Here is a 17,372-nt window from a genome sequence, read left to right as displayed (position 1 = left end):
CAGTGTTAACGTTGTGATTCTTTAATGTTATCGAGAATGTTATCGAGCATGTTATCGAGAATGTTCACAAGAAGATAAAAAAGAAAAACGCACCATGGCAGAAAAAATCCATGGTGCGTTTTTTATTCGCTCACAAATATTCGTTAGCTTTTTGCTGGTTCACCATCGTCGTCAGTTTTTGGCTTTTCTGATAAATCATCATCATGTTGCGCCAAATCCCATGGCAAACTGCCGGGCGAGTGATGAATGAAGTGCAAGTAGTTCTCAAATTGGTTAAGCACATCGTTAATGATATCGGCTTTTTCGAACCCGTAAATATCATACGATTGGCCACCTTGGCGTAAGAACACTTCAGCACGGTAGTATTCATCGGTTTCTTTTTTCGCCTTTTTCGCGACCGCGAAATCAGGGCGCGCATAGGCACGAATCCGAATCTCGTAGGTGAAATCGATTTCATTTTTATCCACACGTAAGGTAACGCGGGCGGGCTCCTCCTCCATATGCACTTCCGCTTGCCACTTCTGGCTTGTAAGCTCAGTACACACTTCATCGAGGCACTCTTTCCCGGTTTCGCGAATAAATGTTTCCACATTTGTGCGCGCTGGGAAATCAACAAGCCCTGCCAAACGTGTTTTCCAGTAGTTTGAACCCGCATGTACGCCACGGCGATGCATTTGCGTGTGGCTGCGTAAACTGCTGTATTGATGCCCTTCAATCACCAATGCTCGCCATAACCCAACGGCGGCGATGAGCATGATAATGGCAAATGGCAAGGCACTCGCAATCGCTGCGGTTTGTAAGGCACCGAGGCCACCTGCAAGTAACAGTACAGCAGCTACAATACCCTCTGAACTTGCCCAGAATACCCGTTGCCATACTGGCGTATCAGAATTGCCGCCGGAAGCAAGAGAATCGATTACCAACGAACCGGAATCCGATGAGGTAACAAAGAACGTCATGATAAGAATAACGGTTACAAACGAAAGAATACTGGTAAGCGGTAAATTCTCATAAAGCTTGAATAACGCTATGGCTTGGTTTTCTTGCACGTCACCAATTAAGCTTTCGTAACCCTCCACCATGATCATATGTAAAGCGGTGTCGCCAAATACAGCGAACCAGAAGAAGGTGAAAATGGTAGGTACGAGCATTACGCCCACCACAAATTGGCGAATGGTTCGGCCACGGCTGATTTTGGCAATGAACAAACCAACAAATGGTGCCCAAGCGATGGTCCACCCGAAGATAAACAAGGTCCAGTTGCCGATCCAATCGCTGCGGGTATAGGCTTGCAAGTTAAACGTACGTTCAACAATATAGTTGAGATAGCTACCGGTATTTTGTAGGAAAGTTTCGAGAATATGCACTGTTGGGCCCGCAAAAAATACGAACAACAACAAGAACATTACGAGGCTCATGTTTAGGATTGAAAGGCGTTTTATACCCTTATCCAAACCGGCAACAACCGACGCGATGGCCATTAGGGTAATCACGAAAATAACAATAATTTGCACAATATTATTTACGGGGATGTCCTCCCACAAATAATTTAGCCCGGTGTTAATTTGGATAACCGAAAGCCCTAGTGTCGTTGCGATACCAAACATGGTGCCAAGAATCGCAAAGGTATCAACGGCGTGCCCGGCTGGGCCATGAATTTTTTCACCGATGAGCGGGTATAGCGTTGAGCGCATTGATAGGGGCAACCCATGGCGGAACGAAAAGTAAGCTAATACGAGGCCTACTAAGCCGTAGATGGCCCAAATATGAAAGCCCCAGTGAAAGTATGATATTTGCATGGCCTGTTTGGCAGCATCAACGGTTAAAGCCGCGCCTTGTGGCGGGCTAGCATAATGAAGTACAGGTTCAGAAACACCGAAAAACAATAATGCGATACCGTACCCGGCTGAAAAGAGCATGGCGAACCATGAAAGAAAGCTATACTCCGGATCTGCGTGATCAGGGCCTAATTTTATCCGCCCCCATTTCGACACGGCGATGACCACGATAAACATTAAGAATAAAGCAACAGCCAACATGTAGAACCAACCGAAATCTTCGGTTATTTTGGCTAGGGTGGCGGAGAAGAATTCGCCGGCGAGCTCTGGGTTAACGAGCGTGCCGAGAACGAGAAGAGTAATAACCGCTACCGCGGGAATAAACACCGGCAAAAGCAGCGCAGATCGCCAAGGCGATTCTTTCAATGTACTCATATACATACTCCTTTGTGGGATGCCCAATCTGGGCCTTTAGCTTACTTAGGCTAGCATTCGTGACAGAAAAGACAAGTTGACTAAAATTTATACATGGCAAGAAAAACATTGAAAATACAATATTTTCGATTTCGCGGTACACTAGTAAAAATGGTTTTGAATAGGATTAACCCATGGCCATAGCTTCTCGGATTTCGGCAAAAATTAAGTTTTCGATTGAGCGCATGCTCGGTGGTGGTGCGCTATTACAGCTGCTATTAGCGTGGGGCATTGTAGTGCTTGTAGCGGTTACGGGCGGCTTCTTAGCTTTCTACTTAACTCGCGGCGAAGCGGATTTGAGTGAAGAGTTTTGGTGGAGCTTCTTGCGGCTTACAGATCCTGGCTACCTTGGTGACGATGAAGGCTTGTTGCGCCGGGTGATATCCACATTGCTCACAATTGCGGGCTATGTTTTGTTTATGGGTACTTTAGTGGCCATCATGACCCAATGGCTGTTCCGGCAGATGCGTCATTTTGAACTTGGGCAAACACCGGTGAGCTTTCGCAACCATACGGTTTTGCTGGGCTGGACATCGAGAACGCTGCCGGTGTTGAACGAACTTGTAAATCCAATTATTCCGGAGCAAAACGTAAATAAAATTGCCGTTTTAGCAGAAGATATTACCGAAGGGCCATCTGAAGAGTTGTTGGCGGAGGATTTTTCTGGAAAAAATCGCCGCCGAATCGTTCTGCGCTCAGGTTCTATTTTAAATCCTGAACATTTAGATAGAGTGGCTATTGCTGATGCAAAAACGGTAATTATTCCTTCGCGCAGTAACTTTGCCGAACAAACCTTAAGTGCGGATACGGACGTTATTAAGGTATTACTCTCGTTACAAACTGAATATGCCAATGGCAAAGATCCGCAGGTAGTGGCAGAGCTTCAAGATGCCCGAAAAGTGCCTATTGCATTACATACTTATCAAGGAAATTTGCAGGTAATTGCGAGTGATTTGATTATCGCGCGCATTTTGATGCGTAGCGCACTGTATCCAGGGTTATCCGGAGCTGTGAACGCGTTACTGATTGATCCCGAACAAGCGCAATTTATGCCAGAGCCAGCAGCTCCCTTTGTTGGTAAACAGTGGAACCAGGTGTTCGCGGGTGCGCAAAAGGCTACGCCATGCGGAGTGTTACGCCCTGAAAAAGGTAAGCGCTCGGGTAGCACGGAAACTATATTGGCGCCGCCGGGGAACTTTACGATAGCTGAGGGTGACGAGGTTCTTTATCTGGCGACCAGCCATCAAGATGCGCAAGAGCATAAGCGCGCGATGAACCATCGGCCTATGCAAGTAAGTGAGCGCTTAATAACGCCGGAGCGTCCATTACGGCGTAAAATTCTTATGCTTGGGTGGAATAACCGAGTGATCACGCTCCTCGACGAAATGGCAAAAGACGAGCGCACTAAATATTATGTCACGAATGTATCGTCGGCATCGATTGAAGAACGCCAGCAACTCTTTCAAGAACGCTGGCCGGTGCGGGCAAAGCAAGTAGAAATTGATTGGCAGCAGGCTGATTACACTGCGGAATCAGTCATGTCGGCGTTAAAACCACAAGATTTTGATTCTGTGATGATGTTTAGTAGTGACCGGCTGGCGTCAGGAGAAGAGGCAGACGCGCGAAGCATTGTGGCGTTTATGCTACTGGACTATTTGCTGGCCAAAGGTAAATACAATTCTCGGCCGCATATCATGGTAGAGCTTCATGACCCGAGTAATGCCGCGTACGTAAATCACAGTAACAACGAAGTGTTAGTAAGTTCGGTTGTAGTGAGCCACGTATTAGCGCAAGTAGCGGTTTATCCACAACTTCGTTTAGTTTACGAGCATCTGTTAAGTGCCCATGGCGCGAGAATGGCTTTGCGATTTTTACCCGAGAAGTTACAACGCACAATATCAATTGCAGAATTACGTGAGTATGCATTTGCTGAGCGCGCGGTGTTGTTAGGCTATCAAAATATAGGTGGTAAAACGGTGCTAAACCCATCGGTGAATACCCAAATTAAAGCAACCGCAGACACGCAACTTATTGTGTTACAAGGGATGTTAGATTAATACTTGCGCATGGTGGTAACAGCTACGTAGGGAAATATAAGTTTCTACGAAGAATTCTGAATAAAAAAATGGCCGGCATTTGCCGACCATTTATCAATTCGTTTTTTCACTGCTAGGTTGTTATTGCAAACCTAATTACGCAGGAGTTACGTTCTCAGCCTGAGGGCCTTTTTGGCCTTGGGTGATAGTAAACTGAACTTTCTGACCTTCGGTTAAGGTACGGAAACCATCGCCGGTGATTGCAGAGAAGTGTACGAACACATCAGGACCGCCTTCGCGCTCAAGAAAACCAAAACCTTTAGATTCATTGAACCATTTAACGGTACCAGTAACTGTATCTGACATAATCTTTCCTAACTTACATATATATTTAAAACGACTGGCCAAAGCCAGCGAAACTAGTGCTTAAAGCAGCAGAGATATTAGAGCAGGGGACGAGCGCTTCCGAGGAGGTTTCGTTCAAACTGAGCAAACACTTGCTGGTGATCAAGCTATTTCAGTATATATGGGATATTTTGAGCTTTCCAATTTTTTTGTCGCTTATTTTATATTCTATTTCGTTCTCAACATCGCATATCTAAAACCGTTATAATGAAGCATATTAGGTGGCGCCCCATTAGCTTACCAAGCTCGCTGTCTGCACAAGCTCGCTGTCTGCAAAGACGAGTGCATGATTTGGGGCTGCAACTGATTTTCCGCCTTAGCTTACCTGTTGGCGCTTAAGATAAAAGGAAAAATAAATGGTATCTCGCGTAGTAGATCGGCAAACCGATATGATTGGGAATACTGATCTGTTGAAAATTCAATCACTATCGAAGATTTCAGGTTCTGATATTTATGTTAAGTGTGAATATCAAAATCCCGGTGGGTCGATTAAAGATCGTGCAGCTTTGCAATTGGTTAAAGATGCGATTGATAGTGGCGAGTTGCAGCCGGGCATGAGCATTGTAGAGGGTACGGCGGGAAATACCGGTATTGGTTTGGCCGTGGTGGCAAAATCGCTTGGGTATGATTTATTGGTGGTAATGCCCAATGATCAAACACCAGAAAAAACCAAGATGATCGAGCTTCATGGCGCGCGGCTGAAGGCTGTTCCGCCTGTGCCGTTCAAGAACCGAGAGCATTTCTACCATACGGCAAGGCGCATAGCAGAAGAGAATGATAATTTCTGGTGGGCGAATCAATTTGAAAACACCAGCAATATGCGGGCCCATTACTTGCATACTGGCCCTGAGATTTGGCAACAAACCGAAGGAAACGTCGATATTTTGGTGTCGGTATCGGGTACCGGCGGCACTATTGGTGGCAATTCACGATATTTAAAAGAGCAAAACCCAAACATTGAAATTTGGTTGGCTGACCCAGATGGCTCCGGCAGTTTTGAATTTTTGCGCAGTGGTGAATATAAATCTGCCGGCGGTTCGATGACAGAGGGCATTGGTATCATGCGCTTAGTTGAAAATTTCCGGCAGGCGAAAATTGATTATGCCCTGAATTTACCGGATCAAGATTTAGTGAGCATCGCTAATTTTGTCCGTGAACAAGATGGTATTGTGTTGGGTAGTAGTTCGGCTTTGAACGTGGCCGCAGCATTTTTTGCAGCACTGCACCGAGAGCCGGGTAAAACGATTGTCACCTTCGCCTGTGATCTGGGAGAACGGAGCGCTTCTAAGCTATACAATCCTGATTACTTGCAAAGCCGAGAACTTAGCCAAATAGCTGAGCCGATTGAAAAAATCATGCAGCGCTATAAAAGTGATGGCAACCGAATTCTGAAAGTTAACCGAGAATATTGGCTGGATTAGAAATGAGTGAGATAGTTGCGGTGCGCTGATATGTTTAAGGTTTGCTCAAATGTAACGGTTGTGTTAGAAATTCTAGGCGAGTATTTATCGAGCTCATCGATATTAAACACAAGGATATTAACAACATGGATATAAAAAAAAGCTTGTTTAGTTTTTTTTTGGTTATCGGATTCTCGTTCTTTCACACCACCGCTGAGGCGCAGGCAACTCCGCCAGGCGACGATATTTTTGCTTGTGATACCTGTGATACTAATAAAGCTGAATGGATTGCGCGACGAGAAGCTCGGGTTCCAGAATGTGTGATCAAAGATTCTCCCAGAACAGATCCCACCCAGAGTAATGTTTCTTGTATCGGTGCAAATAGAACTATTATTGTCGCTAATCCAACCACTGAACAATCTTGGAAATTTGGAATTCAATATTCGTGTTTCGATACTTGGTGTGATGATAAGAATCCGGTTATACAACCCTTGAGTTTAACCAGCCTTGAGAATGATATTACGGCTACTTTTTTTCAATATCATCAAGTGGTGCGAGATGCAGTTTATGCAGCTCAAAAGGGTAATTCGTTTAATCCTTCTGGTGAGTTAAATCTTTTTTCAGCCGCAACTGGCGATGAATCACCTCAAGATTGCAGTGCAAGCCCAGTGCAGTACCTAATTGATGACGAGTTTAAACACGATCTACACGACTATATGGCTGATGCCATTTCTTCCCAGCTTGAAAACTCTAGTTTTCGAGGTGCTGTTTCCAGTATGCGTGACCAATCTCGAGGCTTCGATATCACCACGCCCACAGGTTATAGTTCCTCAGTGAACTTTAACTACATTGAACGAGCGTTAAACCACGTTATTTCGTTCGGCGAACCGGCAGAAGATAATCGATTAATGTTTCAAGTGGATTATCATGGAAATCCGAGTGTGGGCGGCGTAGAACCATTTCACCTCGAGTTTTCTTTACAGCGAGGAGGCTCAGTAATTGCAGGCCGTTCGCTGCTTGGAGTTACCGGGGATGGTGCGAATGTTAATCTTACAATGTCGGACATTGGGTGTTTATCAGAACTCCTGAATGACCCTTCGCATGGAACGACCGTTTCGATCAGCGAACCACTTGATAGCCCCCCACTAGCTTGGCAAGATTTAACGTATGATGTTTGCGAGCGGCGGACAAACCTGCGTACATGTTCTACAAGCATAGAAACTCGGCAGTGCTCAACAACGGTAGTGAGAGATATCGTGCCTTGCGGTTCAGGAATGTAAATAGGTATATCAGACAAATAAAAAACGGGGTGCTTTCGCACCCCGTTTTTTATCAAGCGTAGAAATTTACTGTTTTAACGAAGCGCTGCTTCTAAAATTTTGCGGCTAACTTCTGGCGTTACATCTTTGTTTTCGCCAAGCTTTACCATGCCGTGTGATTCTAATTGCTTAATAATGGTATTGATTACTGAGGGCTCTAAATCGTAATCTTCGATTCGCGTGCCAGCGCCCAAGTTACGGAAGAATTCTTCCGTTTTAGCAATAGCCGCTTCCGCTTTTTCATCGTCGCTACCTTCAGTAATGCCCCACACGCGCTCGGCGAACTGACTTAGTTTTGCGAGCTTATCGGCTTTACGTACCCGCAGGTTCGCCGGTAATACAACAGCCAATGTTTGCGCATGATCTAAGCCATACAATGCGGTGAGCTCATGGCCAATCATGTGGGTTGACCAATCTTGAGGAACGCCAACACCAATCAAACCGTTGAGGGCCATGGTGGCACACCACATAATATTCGCCCGAATCTCATAGTTTTCTGGCTGTGCTAGCGCTTCTGGCCCGATATCAATCAAGGTTTGCAAAATAGCTTCAGCTAACCGGTCTTGCAAATGCGCGCCTACAGGATAAGTGAGGTATTGTTCCATCACATGAGTGAATGGGTCGATAACGCCATTAATCACTTGCCGAATCGGCAAGGTGTATGTGGTGGTTGGGTCAAGCACTGAGAATTGTGGAAACACCAATGGGCTGCCAAATGGTAGCTTTGCTTTATATTCTGCCCGTGTAACCACCGAACCACTGTTCATTTCTGAACCCGTAGCTGGCAGCGTTAAAACGCTACCAAAAGCAATGGCTGATTCTATGCCCTTGCCACCCTTGGTTAAAATTTCCCAACGATCACCAGCAAAGTTAGCTGCTGCAGCAATGAATTTAACGCCATCCACTACCGAGCCGCCACCGGCGGCTAGAATAAAATCTACTTTATGTTCATTTACTTCATCGGCGGCACGGCAAAGTGTTTCGAACTCAGGGTTTGCTTCGATGCCAGAAAACTCGCACACGATTCGATTACCAATAGCATCGATGATTTGTTGGTAAACGCCATTACTTTTAATGCTGCCGCCGCCGTAGGCAAGCATGACGCGCGCATCTTCTGGAATTTCTTTACCAATATTTGCTATTTGCCCTTCACCAAAAAGAATTTTGGTTGGGTTATAAAAACTGAAGTTGTTCATCAGTACTCCGTTGCTGCAGATGAATTAGATTACCAGAATAGCGGATACGTGAGCGTTTGGGCAAATGATCACCGCAAACGCTTACGTTTAGAGAGTTCTTATTGCGGTTCGAGTGTACGTTGCAAGCGGTAACCATCGGTACCGTCGGAATAATACTCTGGTAATAGATCAATTACTTCGAACCCGAGTTGGCGATAAAGCTCAATGGCACCCTTGTTATCACATTTTACTTCGAGTGATAGCGCACTTACAGAAGCAGTTTTTGCGCTTTCGATTACTTCGAGCATGAGCGCCTTACCGATACCTTTTCCCCGAGCTTCTGGGGCAATAGCTATCGAGTAAATACGCCACTTCCGGCTGTTTTTCCGCGTAAGAATAATGGCATAGCCAATAATTTGTTGATCGGCTTCAGCGCACCAAAGCAGCGAACTCCGCTGCTTTAGTAAATGCGCAAACGAGCGCAAACCAATTTGATCGTAGTTAAAAGAGTTATTTTCTAATGTAACTAACGCGCTCAAATCGGTGTTGGTTGCCCGCCGAATAGTAACGTTCATGATGCTACCTTAATCTTCGATGCGGCGCAGGAAATCGTCCATAATAATCCGGTACAATTCATCACCCAAGTAGCCATCTTCAACACCACTATCAATTGAAGGGTTATCATTGATTTCGATGATAACAGGGCCATTCGCCGTTTCTTTGATATCCACACCATATAAGCCATCACCTACAAGCCGTGTGGCTTGTAATGCAATTTTTACTACTTCTTTTGGCACCTGATGAACACCAAAGTATTCAAAGCCGCCGCTTTTACCGCGCGAAGTTTCACTACTGTGATTGTAAATTTGCCAATGGTTACGGGCCATCAGATATTTGCAGGCGTAAATTGCTCGGTTATTGATAACCCCAATTCGCCAATCGAAATCGGTTGGCAGAAACTCTTGCACTAACAGAATCGTAGAGGTTTTGAAGAGGCCTTCAGCTACCTTTTGAAACTCTTCATCATCACGCGCTTTCTCAACGCCAATAGAAAATGAACCATCTGGAATTTTTAATACCACAGGATAACCAAAGCGTTCGCCGATGGCGCGGTAATCTATATTGTTGCCCATTACCAATAACTCGGTACGCGGCCGCGGTATTTTATTTTTTTCTAGCATTTCATTTAGAAACACTTTGTTGGCGCAGCGCAAAATCGAATCTGGATGATCGATAACCACTAGGCCATTTGCTTCCGCTTTTTTCGCGAAATGATAGGTATAGTGGTTTATTCGGGTAGTTTCGCGAATAAACAACGCATCAAATTCTAATAATCGGTTAAAATCAGCCGCAGTAATCAGTTCCGCATCAATATCATTTTCACGCGCGGCGCGAATGAATTTTTGCAGTGCTTTTTTATCACTGGTTGGAATACGTTCGTTCGGGTCATGCAAGATGGCCAAATCATAACGGTATTCTTTGCGGCTGCGGGCTTTACGCCATACGCGTTTGGAAAAATATTCTAGCGATTCGCCAAATAAGGTTTGTTCATCATCATTTAGATCCGAAAGCGCACGATTACGTATAGCATTGAGATGCCATCTACCTTCAAATGAAAACTCAACTTCAAGCAGTGGGCATGGGTAAGCTTCAAACGTGTGCCGAGCGAGATCTTCTAGCTCAGGATACGCGGTACGGCCAAAACATAGTAATAAACGCACATGTTTTGGATTCTCAGGTTGATGCTGAGCAACGAAACGATTCAATATCTTGGTATTATCATTCAGGAACAGTTGATAATGCGATAGATTCGCGAGATCGTTAATAGCCGAAACGGATGGCAACGCGCGTTGGCTTCTGGCTTCAGCAAGCAAGCTCACGTAATACCCAGTGGATAAGTAGCTCAAATCGCCACACAGGTTGATAATGGGGCCACGATGTTTACCGGCTTGCTGAATATAATCAGCCGCACTGATAATGGATTGGCTCGGATGATAGGGCTGCCAATCAGCAATATCATCAATAATAATTAGGGGTGCATTGTGCATTATTGTACCTTGTACTGAGTTACCAAACGCCGCGTTTGTCGGGGCGATTTATCGCTGAAAACTGCGTTATTAGCAAGCGCTTTATAAGGAATATTTTACATGAAATTTCAAGGCTCTAAGAACTTCAGCCATAACCAGGTTCCAAAAATTGGCGTGCTACTCACTAATCTTGGCACACCTGATGCGGCAACGCCAAAAGCACTGCGAAAATATTTAGCTGAATTCCTCTCAGATCCTCGGGTTGTCGAAGTTCCACGTTTGCTTTGGAAAGTTATATTACATGGCGTAATTTTGCGTATTCGCCCCCGCCGCTCAGCGGAAGCCTACAGTACCGTATGGACAGAGCAGGGCTCGCCTTTGTTGTTTAATACTCAGGCGCAAGCAGATGGTGTGCGCACTGAGCTAGAAAAAATTTACGGTAATGATATCGTCGTTGAATTTGGTATGCGATATGGCAATCCTTCAATTCACAGTGCAATTGATAAGTTATTAGAGCAAGGCGTACGCAAGTTGGTAGTACTGCCGTTGTACCCGCAATACTCGGCATCTACGAGTGCTTCAACATTTGATGCGATTAGCCATGATTTTACCGTTCGTCGTTGGTTGCCTGATTTACGTTTCATTAGCCATTACCATGATTACCCAGCCTACATTCAAGCCGTTGCCGATAAGATTCGAGCGCATTGGGATGCGCATGGCCGTGCTGACAAGCTGATATTTTCCTATCACGGCGTGCCGAAGAAATATCTTGATCGCGGCGACCCTTATCATTGTGAATGCTACAAAACTACGCGTTTGGTAGCCGAGAATCTAGGGTTGGGGAAAGACGAATTTATGACGACATTCCAATCTCGCTTTGGCCGTGAAGAATGGTTGCAGCCATATACCGACATGACGTTAAAAGCGCTACCAGAACAAGGTGTGAAATCATTGCAGGTGGTTTGCCCTGGATTCTCTTCCGATTGCCTGGAAACGATTGAAGAAATTGGTGAAGAGAACCGTGAGTACTTTATGGAAAGTGGTGGTGAGCGGTTTGAATACATCCCATGCTTGAATGCTGATGAGCAGCACATTCAAGCGTTAACTGCGTTGCTACAGGAAAATTTACACGGTTGGCATGCTGGCAGTTCTGAAAAAAGTGCGCAAACAGCCGAGCTAGCCAAAGCACTGGGTGCTAAGCTGTAAGGATAGTGGAGTTTAACGTATCGAAAGGAGCACATGAATGATTACGTTATTAGCAAAGTTATTAAAAGCTTTGAATGCCGAAACCAGCCCTTGGGCGCTCGCTTGGGCATTTGTGTTAGGAATGTTCCTCGGGCTTACGCCTTTGTTTAGCTTACACAATATACTGATTCTATTTTTGGCCCTTTCGTTGCGCATTAACTTCGCCGGTTTTTTGGTGTCATTCGCGCTGTTTTCCGGTATCGCTTATTTAATCGACCCAGTGTTCGATTATTTAGGTGAAACGATTTTACAAGCGGAAGCATTGCAAGGCTTGTGGATTGGCTTGTATGAAAGCCCCTTGGCACGGTTGCTACAATACAATCACACGATAACCATGGGTAGCGTGGTGTTTGCATTATTGTTCGCGGTGCCATGGCTCTTCATTAGTTATCACCTTATCGTTGCCTACCGCGGCCGGGTAAAAGCTTGGTTTGATCGCCTGCGCTTTGTGCAAGTGATTAAAGGTACGAAGTTTTTCGTAACCTACCAGAGAATTAGTGGATTGCGCGGAGGTTCGCTATGAAGAACATTATTCGTTGGCCGGGGCTCATCGCTTTTGTTGTTGTGGTTGGGTTATTAGCCATCACCATTCGTACTTTTGCAGGCCCGTTAGTGAAATCTGGATTGGAGTTTGGATTAACCAGAGCAAATGGCGCCGAAGTGAATATTGCGCAAGTGCAGATTAACTGGCAGCCCTTTGCTGTAAGTATGGAAGGCATTCAGTTTACCGATCCCGAACAGCCGAAACAGAATCGGTTGCAAGCCGATACCGCGGCCGCAGAGCTGTATTTTTGGGATGCTGTTATCGGCCGAATTCACATTACCGATTTACGCATGACAGGAATTGCAATGGGCGTTGCGCGCGAGAAGGCAGGTAAAGTTCGCGCTGATTATAAAGCTGAGCGCGAACCACGCGATTGGCGGCAAACCTTTGCTGATTTGAATATTGATATCCCTTCAGTTGATCAAATTCTGCAGCGGAGTGAAATACGAACGCCGATGTTGGTAGAGCAAATCGAAGATAATTTTCGCCAGCAGCGAACGGCGGTAGAAAACGCCAAAGAGAATTTACCTGAAAGCGAAACCCTTGATGAATATAAAGCGCGTTTGGAGGCGATTACCGAAACGCGCCCGCGAAATTTGGAAGAACTAGTAAAGTTACAGAAAGATCTAGAAACATTACGCGATGATATGCGTGCCGACCGTGATGCAGTGCGCGCTTTTGTGAATGCATCGGAACAGGCAGTTGAGGTTATCCGTACCGATTTGGAAGAGCTGCGTGCGGCGCCGGGCCAAGATATCGCTCGGGTACGCTCGTTACTATCGCTTGATCCGGATAGTTTAACGGAAGTAAGTGGTATCTTGTTTGGCCCTGTAGTAGAGCAGTGGAGCAATTATGCCTTCATGGCCTTCGATTTTATTGGGCCAATGCTTACGCGCTCCGAAGATGACGAAACCAAGCCAAGCCGCTGGGAAGGCCGCTACATTGATTTTGATCGTCAGCAACGTCCAGTGTTCTTGATTGAGCAAGCACTTACCGATATTCAATTTGCAAATACACATATTGGCGTTGAGTGGCAGAATTTAACTTGGCAGCATGACCGTATTGGCGGCACACCCTCTACCTATACTTTGGCGGCATCTGCTTCGCAGTATTGGCAATCACTTGCCCTTGATGGCCGTTTTACCTTGAGTGATTTAGCCGGTTTTGCTGGCAGCCAAAGTTGGCAGGTGCAAGGTGTGAATCTCACGGAACAACAGCTGTTTTCGCAAAACGATGTTGCCGCGCGCTTACTCAGTGCCGTTTTAAATTCCCAGGGTGAAGTGGGGGTTGAAGCTGGCCAGATTAGCGGTGGCGGTGTTGTGCGCTTGCAAGATGTAGCCATGCAAATGCAAGGCGATGCTCGTTGGGCTGAAATATTAGGCGATGTGCTTGCAGGAATTACTGAGTTCGATATGAACGTAGGTGTTTCGGGCGCAATGCGCGCTCCCGGCCTTAGTATTCGCTCTGATTTAGATCGTCAGTTACAGCAAGGCTTAACAACAGCCTTAAGCGCTGAAGCTGATGCTAAATTGAACGAGTTGCGCCAAGATCTAGATGCTCGTGTACGAGAAGCAACCGCCGAGTGGGATCCTCGTTTACAGGAGTTAGTAGGTAATTTAGCCGGTGCGCGAGAGCAGAATGCAACGTTAAACGATTTGTTTTCAGTGGAGCCAGACGATTTAGAAATCGGTGACATACTTAAAGATCGCTTGCGTGAATCGCTACGGGGCCGGTTAGGTGGTAATTAAATTACCGAGATTTTGAAATTAGTATTCGATATGTAAAAGCGGCGCTTAAGCGCCGCTTTTTCTTTATCGGTGTTCTTTGAAAACGGTAAGTGACCAATGGTAACGGATAGCACCAAAGCGCAACACTAATGTGGTAAGCATGGCTGCAACCATAGCGATACTTTGGTTTAGATCGTAAAGCACTACAAATACAATGGCGCCGGCAATGCAGGTGGTGGCGTATAATTCGCTTTTCAGCACCATTGGTATATCGCGAGCCATTACATCACGAAGTAATCCACCAAAAACCGCCGTCATCGTTCCTAAAACAATCGCAACCATCGGGCTAACACCTGCTTGCAGCGCCTTCTCGGTGCCCAGTACGGTGAAAAAGGCGATACCTAAGGCATCGGCAATTAACAATCTATTTAGTGGGATATAGGCTTTAAAACGCAACCAAATAATCGTACCTAACGCAGCTGCGCCAATAACAATAAAGTAGGTAGGATCATCTAGCCAAAATACGGGTGCATCAAGAATTAAATCTCGCGTAGTACCACCGCCGATGGCCGTTACCGAGGCGAGTACTACAACACCAAAACCATCCATTTGCTTACGAAATGCGAGTAATGTGCCGGCAATTGCAAATACGGCTACACCCATTAAATCGGCAATATAAAACGATAATTCCATGTATTGTGGGCTCCGAGAAGGTAGTGCTGTAGCGAAAAGGCGATGGCTAGAGTTTAGCAAAAGCTTAGTGCGGGGCATAACTATTCAATAAATTGTTTACATATAGGTTGTTTTTAATAGAAACGGACCGCATATAGGCAGGACGGATAATGTGAATCGCAGTTTTTCAGCGTTTCCATGCGATACCTAGCGCTATGGATACGATATCTGTGGGTTGCGAACGTTTCGCTTCGTTCCCTGTTCAGTTACAATACAGCGTTAATTTTGCCCTATAAATCAATAATACCAAGTTAAGGTATTGATTCTAAATATAAAGAGGAAGAGTTATGGATTTTTTAATTGCCAACGCTTATGCCCAAGAAGCTGGCCAACAAGGCGGCACCTTCTCATTAGTCATTATGTTGCTATTGTTTGGTTTGATTTTTTACTTCTTAATCTACCGTCCACAAGCGAAGCGCGTAAAAGAGCATAAATCATTAGTTACGTCGTTAGCTAAAACTGACGAAGTGTTATTACAAGGCGGCTTAATCGGTAAAATCGTGAAAGTAGCTGAAGATAATGACTTTATGGTTATCGCCCTTACTGAAGGCGTTGAAGTAACCGTGCAGAAAAGTGCAGTTGCAGCAGTGTTGCCAAAAGGCACCATCAAAACACTTTAATCGATTCAATCTTGTAAGGACGGACTTGTGTTAAACAGATATCCGTTGTGGAAAAATCTGGTAATCATGTTTGTGGTGCTGTTCGCAGGCCTTTATGCATTGCCAAATATTTACGGTGAAGATTATGCCGTACAAATCTCTGCAACTCGAAGTGGTGAAGTAACCCTCGATACGCTCGGGCAAGTAGAGCGTACACTTGAGCGCGGTGGCATTCAGCCAATTGGTGTTGAGTACGCAGATGGGCAAATTTTGGTGCGCGTTGATTCTGATGATGAACAACTTGCAGCACGTGAAATGCTTGTTTCAGAACTCGGAATTAACTATGTAGTTGCGCTGAATTTAGCGCCTGCAACGCCGAATTGGTTGGATTCTATCGGTGGTGAACCGTTAAAGCTGGGCCTTGATTTAAGGGGCGGTGTGCATTTCTTAATGGAAGTGGACATGGAAGAGGCTTTAGTGAAGATCCGTGATCAAATGGTGACATCTGTACGTGATCGCTTACGCGATGAGCGTGTTCGCTATCGCCGAGTTGAAGAATCAGGCAATGACGTTGTTATTGAATTGCGCAATGCTGAAGATTATCAAAGTGCTGTGAGTTCGTTGCGGAATCAATACGAAGGTTATGATGTGAGAACGGATAGTTCTCAAAACATGATTACCTTAGAGATGACGGATCAGTTCTTACAAGATACGCGTGCTAACGCGATTGATCAGAACATCACGATTCTGCGAAATCGAGTAGATGAACTAGGTGTCGCTGAGCCGGTAATTCAACGTCAAGGCCAAGATCGCATTGTAGTTGAACTGCCTGGCATTCAAGATACCGCGCGTGCGAAAGAGATTTTAGGCGCTACGGCAACGCTAGAATTCCGTTTCCAAGATACCGAAAATGATCTGCAAGATGCGATGGCCGGCCGAGTTCCTTTCGGCAGCCGCTTGTATGATATGCGTGGCGGTGGCCAAGTGCTGCTGCAGAATCGCATTATTCTTACCGGTGATCATATTGTAGATGCTAGCGTAGGTTACGATGAAAGTAACCGACCGCAGGTAAATATCTCGCTTGATTCGGCGGGTGGTCGTTTAATGACTCAAGCGACTCGTGGGAACGTGGGTGAGCCCATGGCTACGGTGTTCATTGAATTTATTGCTACGGATGAAAGAACTGACGAAGGCACAATTGACTTTGAACGCGTAGAAGAAGTAGTGAGTGTAGCTACGATTCAGGCCGTGCTCGGAAGTAATTTCCGGATTACTGGTGTGGGTTCAGCACAAGAAGCGCAAAACCTTGCGTTGCTACTTCGCGCCGGTGCATTGATTGCGCCTATTCAAATTGTTGAAGAGCGAACCGTAGGCCCGAGCCTTGGTGCCGAAAACGTAAAAGCGGGTTTAACGGCTATCGTAGCTGGCTTTGTGTTAGTGCTCCTGTTTATGGGTATCTACTATCGTAAGTTTGGTATGGTTGCGAATTTAGCGCTGTTAACGAACTTGGTGATGATCATAGGTATTATGTCGCTGGTTCCGGGAGCTACGCTTACCATGCCAGGTATGGCGGGTATCGTTCTTACGGTAGGTATGGCCGTTGATGCGAACGTTATTATCTTCGAGCGAATACGGGAAGAGCTGATTGAGGGCAGGAGCCCGCAACAAGCGATCGCCCGTGGCTATGAGAATGCGTTTTCAACCATTGCGGATGCGAATATAACAACTCTAATTACAGCGTTGATTCTATTTGCTGTGGGTACCGGTTCGATTAAAGGCTTCGCAGTAACGCTTGCGATCGGTATTGTAACGTCGATGTTTACGGCTATTGCCGGTACTCGAGCTGTCATTAACCTAGCTTGGGGCCGCCAAAAACGCCTCACGAAACTATCGATTTAAGGGGAACGAATC

Annotated in this window: 14 protein-coding genes; 8 read left to right on the top strand and 6 right to left on the bottom strand. The window is 45.6% G+C overall.

What is annotated here, in order from left to right; genetic code table 11:
* Positions 1–143 precede the first annotated feature (143 nt).
* The gene (locus tag CWE13_RS09725) at positions 144–2,213 is read right to left on the bottom strand and encodes a BCCT family transporter (RefSeq protein WP_126808183.1); all 2,070 of its coding nucleotides are present in this window, start codon (positions 2,211–2,213) and stop codon (positions 144–146) included.
* Positions 2,214–2,386: 173 nt separating this feature from the next.
* Between CWE13_RS09725 and CWE13_RS09720 the strand changes: the two genes are divergently transcribed.
* On the top strand, positions 2,387–4,309 hold the full coding sequence (locus CWE13_RS09720) for a potassium channel family protein (RefSeq protein WP_126808181.1): 1,923 nt from the start codon (positions 2,387–2,389) through the stop codon (positions 4,307–4,309).
* Between the two features lie 135 nt (positions 4,310–4,444).
* Here CWE13_RS09720 and CWE13_RS09715 read toward each other — a convergent pair whose 3' ends face one another.
* Positions 4,445–4,654, bottom strand: coding sequence for a cold-shock protein (locus CWE13_RS09715; protein ID WP_126767394.1), 210 nt, complete (start codon positions 4,652–4,654; stop codon positions 4,445–4,447).
* Positions 4,655–5,049: 395 nt separating this feature from the next.
* Here CWE13_RS09715 and CWE13_RS09710 point away from each other — a divergent pair, with 395 nt between their 5' ends.
* Positions 5,050–6,114, top strand: coding sequence for a cysteine synthase A (locus CWE13_RS09710; protein ID WP_126808179.1), 1,065 nt, complete (start codon positions 5,050–5,052; stop codon positions 6,112–6,114).
* 125 nt (positions 6,115–6,239) lie between these two features.
* Positions 6,240–7,373: a hypothetical protein gene (locus CWE13_RS09705; protein WP_126808178.1), complete on the top strand. Its 1,134-nt coding sequence runs from the start codon at positions 6,240–6,242 to the stop codon at positions 7,371–7,373.
* Between the two features lie 74 nt (positions 7,374–7,447).
* Here the strand turns inward: CWE13_RS09705 and CWE13_RS09700 are convergent, their stop codons facing one another.
* From CWE13_RS09700 to CWE13_RS09690, 3 genes are all read right to left on the bottom strand, one after another.
* The gene (locus tag CWE13_RS09700) at positions 7,448–8,608 is read right to left on the bottom strand and encodes an iron-containing alcohol dehydrogenase (RefSeq protein ID WP_126808176.1); all 1,161 of its coding nucleotides are present in this window, start codon (positions 8,606–8,608) and stop codon (positions 7,448–7,450) included.
* 98 nt (positions 8,609–8,706) lie between these two features.
* Positions 8,707–9,162: a GNAT family N-acetyltransferase gene (locus CWE13_RS09695; RefSeq protein ID WP_126808174.1), complete on the bottom strand. Its 456-nt coding sequence runs from the start codon at positions 9,160–9,162 to the stop codon at positions 8,707–8,709.
* 9 nt (positions 9,163–9,171) lie between these two features.
* A complete protein-coding gene (locus tag CWE13_RS09690) occupies positions 9,172–10,635 on the bottom strand; it encodes a RimK family protein (protein ID WP_126808172.1) in 1,464 nt (487 codons plus the stop codon).
* A gap of 99 nt (positions 10,636–10,734) precedes the next feature.
* Here CWE13_RS09690 and hemH point away from each other — a divergent pair, with 99 nt between their 5' ends.
* The 3 genes from hemH to CWE13_RS09675 are packed head-to-tail and all read left to right on the top strand — an operon-like array spanning position 10,735 to position 14,151.
* Positions 10,735–11,820: a ferrochelatase gene (hemH, locus tag CWE13_RS09685; protein WP_126808171.1), complete on the top strand. Its 1,086-nt coding sequence runs from the start codon at positions 10,735–10,737 to the stop codon at positions 11,818–11,820.
* Positions 11,821–11,857: 37 nt separating this feature from the next.
* A complete protein-coding gene (locus CWE13_RS09680; RefSeq protein ID WP_126808169.1) occupies positions 11,858–12,382 on the top strand; it encodes a TIGR03546 family protein in 525 nt (174 codons plus the stop codon).
* Positions 12,379–14,151 (top strand): TIGR03545 family protein, encoded by a 1,773-nt coding sequence (locus CWE13_RS09675; RefSeq protein ID WP_126808167.1) that lies wholly within the window; start codon positions 12,379–12,381, stop codon positions 14,149–14,151. The genes CWE13_RS09680 and CWE13_RS09675 overlap by 4 nt, the downstream gene beginning before the upstream one ends.
* Positions 14,152–14,214: 63 nt before the next feature.
* On the opposite strand, the gene CWE13_RS09670 is transcribed toward CWE13_RS09675, so the two are convergent.
* Positions 14,215–14,823, bottom strand: a complete 609-nt coding sequence (locus CWE13_RS09670) for a trimeric intracellular cation channel family protein (protein ID WP_126808165.1) — start codon at positions 14,821–14,823, stop codon at positions 14,215–14,217.
* 326 nt (positions 14,824–15,149) lie between these two features.
* Between CWE13_RS09670 and yajC the strand changes: the two genes are divergently transcribed.
* Together yajC and secD are read left to right on the top strand one after the other, a co-directional pair.
* Positions 15,150–15,482, top strand: a complete 333-nt coding sequence (yajC, locus tag CWE13_RS09665) for a preprotein translocase subunit YajC (RefSeq protein ID WP_007420209.1) — start codon at positions 15,150–15,152, stop codon at positions 15,480–15,482.
* 27 nt (positions 15,483–15,509) lie between these two features.
* Entirely contained in the window at positions 15,510–17,360 is a 1,851-nt protein-coding gene (secD, locus tag CWE13_RS09660) for a protein translocase subunit SecD (protein ID WP_126808164.1), read from the top strand.
* Positions 17,361–17,372: the final 12 nt, after the last annotated feature.

Source organism: Aliidiomarina shirensis (genome assembly GCF_003987345.1).
Taxonomy (GTDB): Bacteria; Pseudomonadota; Gammaproteobacteria; order Enterobacterales; family Alteromonadaceae; genus Aliidiomarina; species Aliidiomarina shirensis.
The sequence above is the reverse complement of the archived record's forward strand: the minus strand, read 5'-3'. Positions and strand labels throughout refer to the sequence as shown.

What these genes read in the sequence shown, in the direction of transcription:
- CWE13_RS09690 (WP_126808172.1), bottom strand. Translation starts at nt 10,635, where the DNA reads ATGCACAATGCACCCCTAATTATTATTGATGATATTGCTGATTGGCAG.
- CWE13_RS09695 (WP_126808174.1), bottom strand. Translation starts at nt 9,162, where the DNA reads ATGAACGTTACTATTCGGCGGGCAACCAACACCGATTTGAGCGCGTTA.
- CWE13_RS09675 (WP_126808167.1), top strand. Translation starts at nt 12,379, where the DNA reads ATGAAGAACATTATTCGTTGGCCGGGGCTCATCGCTTTTGTTGTTGTG.
- CWE13_RS09715 (WP_126767394.1), bottom strand. Translation starts at nt 4,654, where the DNA reads ATGTCAGATACAGTTACTGGTACCGTTAAATGGTTCAATGAATCTAAA.
- yajC (WP_007420209.1), top strand. Translation starts at nt 15,150, where the DNA reads ATGGATTTTTTAATTGCCAACGCTTATGCCCAAGAAGCTGGCCAACAA.
- hemH (WP_126808171.1), top strand. Translation starts at nt 10,735, where the DNA reads ATGAAATTTCAAGGCTCTAAGAACTTCAGCCATAACCAGGTTCCAAAA.
- CWE13_RS09710 (WP_126808179.1), top strand. Translation starts at nt 5,050, where the DNA reads ATGGTATCTCGCGTAGTAGATCGGCAAACCGATATGATTGGGAATACT.
- CWE13_RS09725 (WP_126808183.1), bottom strand. Translation starts at nt 2,213, where the DNA reads ATGAGTACATTGAAAGAATCGCCTTGGCGATCTGCGCTGCTTTTGCCG.
- CWE13_RS09670 (WP_126808165.1), bottom strand. Translation starts at nt 14,823, where the DNA reads ATGGAATTATCGTTTTATATTGCCGATTTAATGGGTGTAGCCGTATTT.
- CWE13_RS09680 (WP_126808169.1), top strand. Translation starts at nt 11,858, where the DNA reads ATGATTACGTTATTAGCAAAGTTATTAAAAGCTTTGAATGCCGAAACC.
- CWE13_RS09705 (WP_126808178.1), top strand. Translation starts at nt 6,240, where the DNA reads ATGGATATAAAAAAAAGCTTGTTTAGTTTTTTTTTGGTTATCGGATTC.
- CWE13_RS09720 (WP_126808181.1), top strand. Translation starts at nt 2,387, where the DNA reads ATGGCCATAGCTTCTCGGATTTCGGCAAAAATTAAGTTTTCGATTGAG.
- CWE13_RS09700 (WP_126808176.1), bottom strand. Translation starts at nt 8,608, where the DNA reads ATGAACAACTTCAGTTTTTATAACCCAACCAAAATTCTTTTTGGTGAA.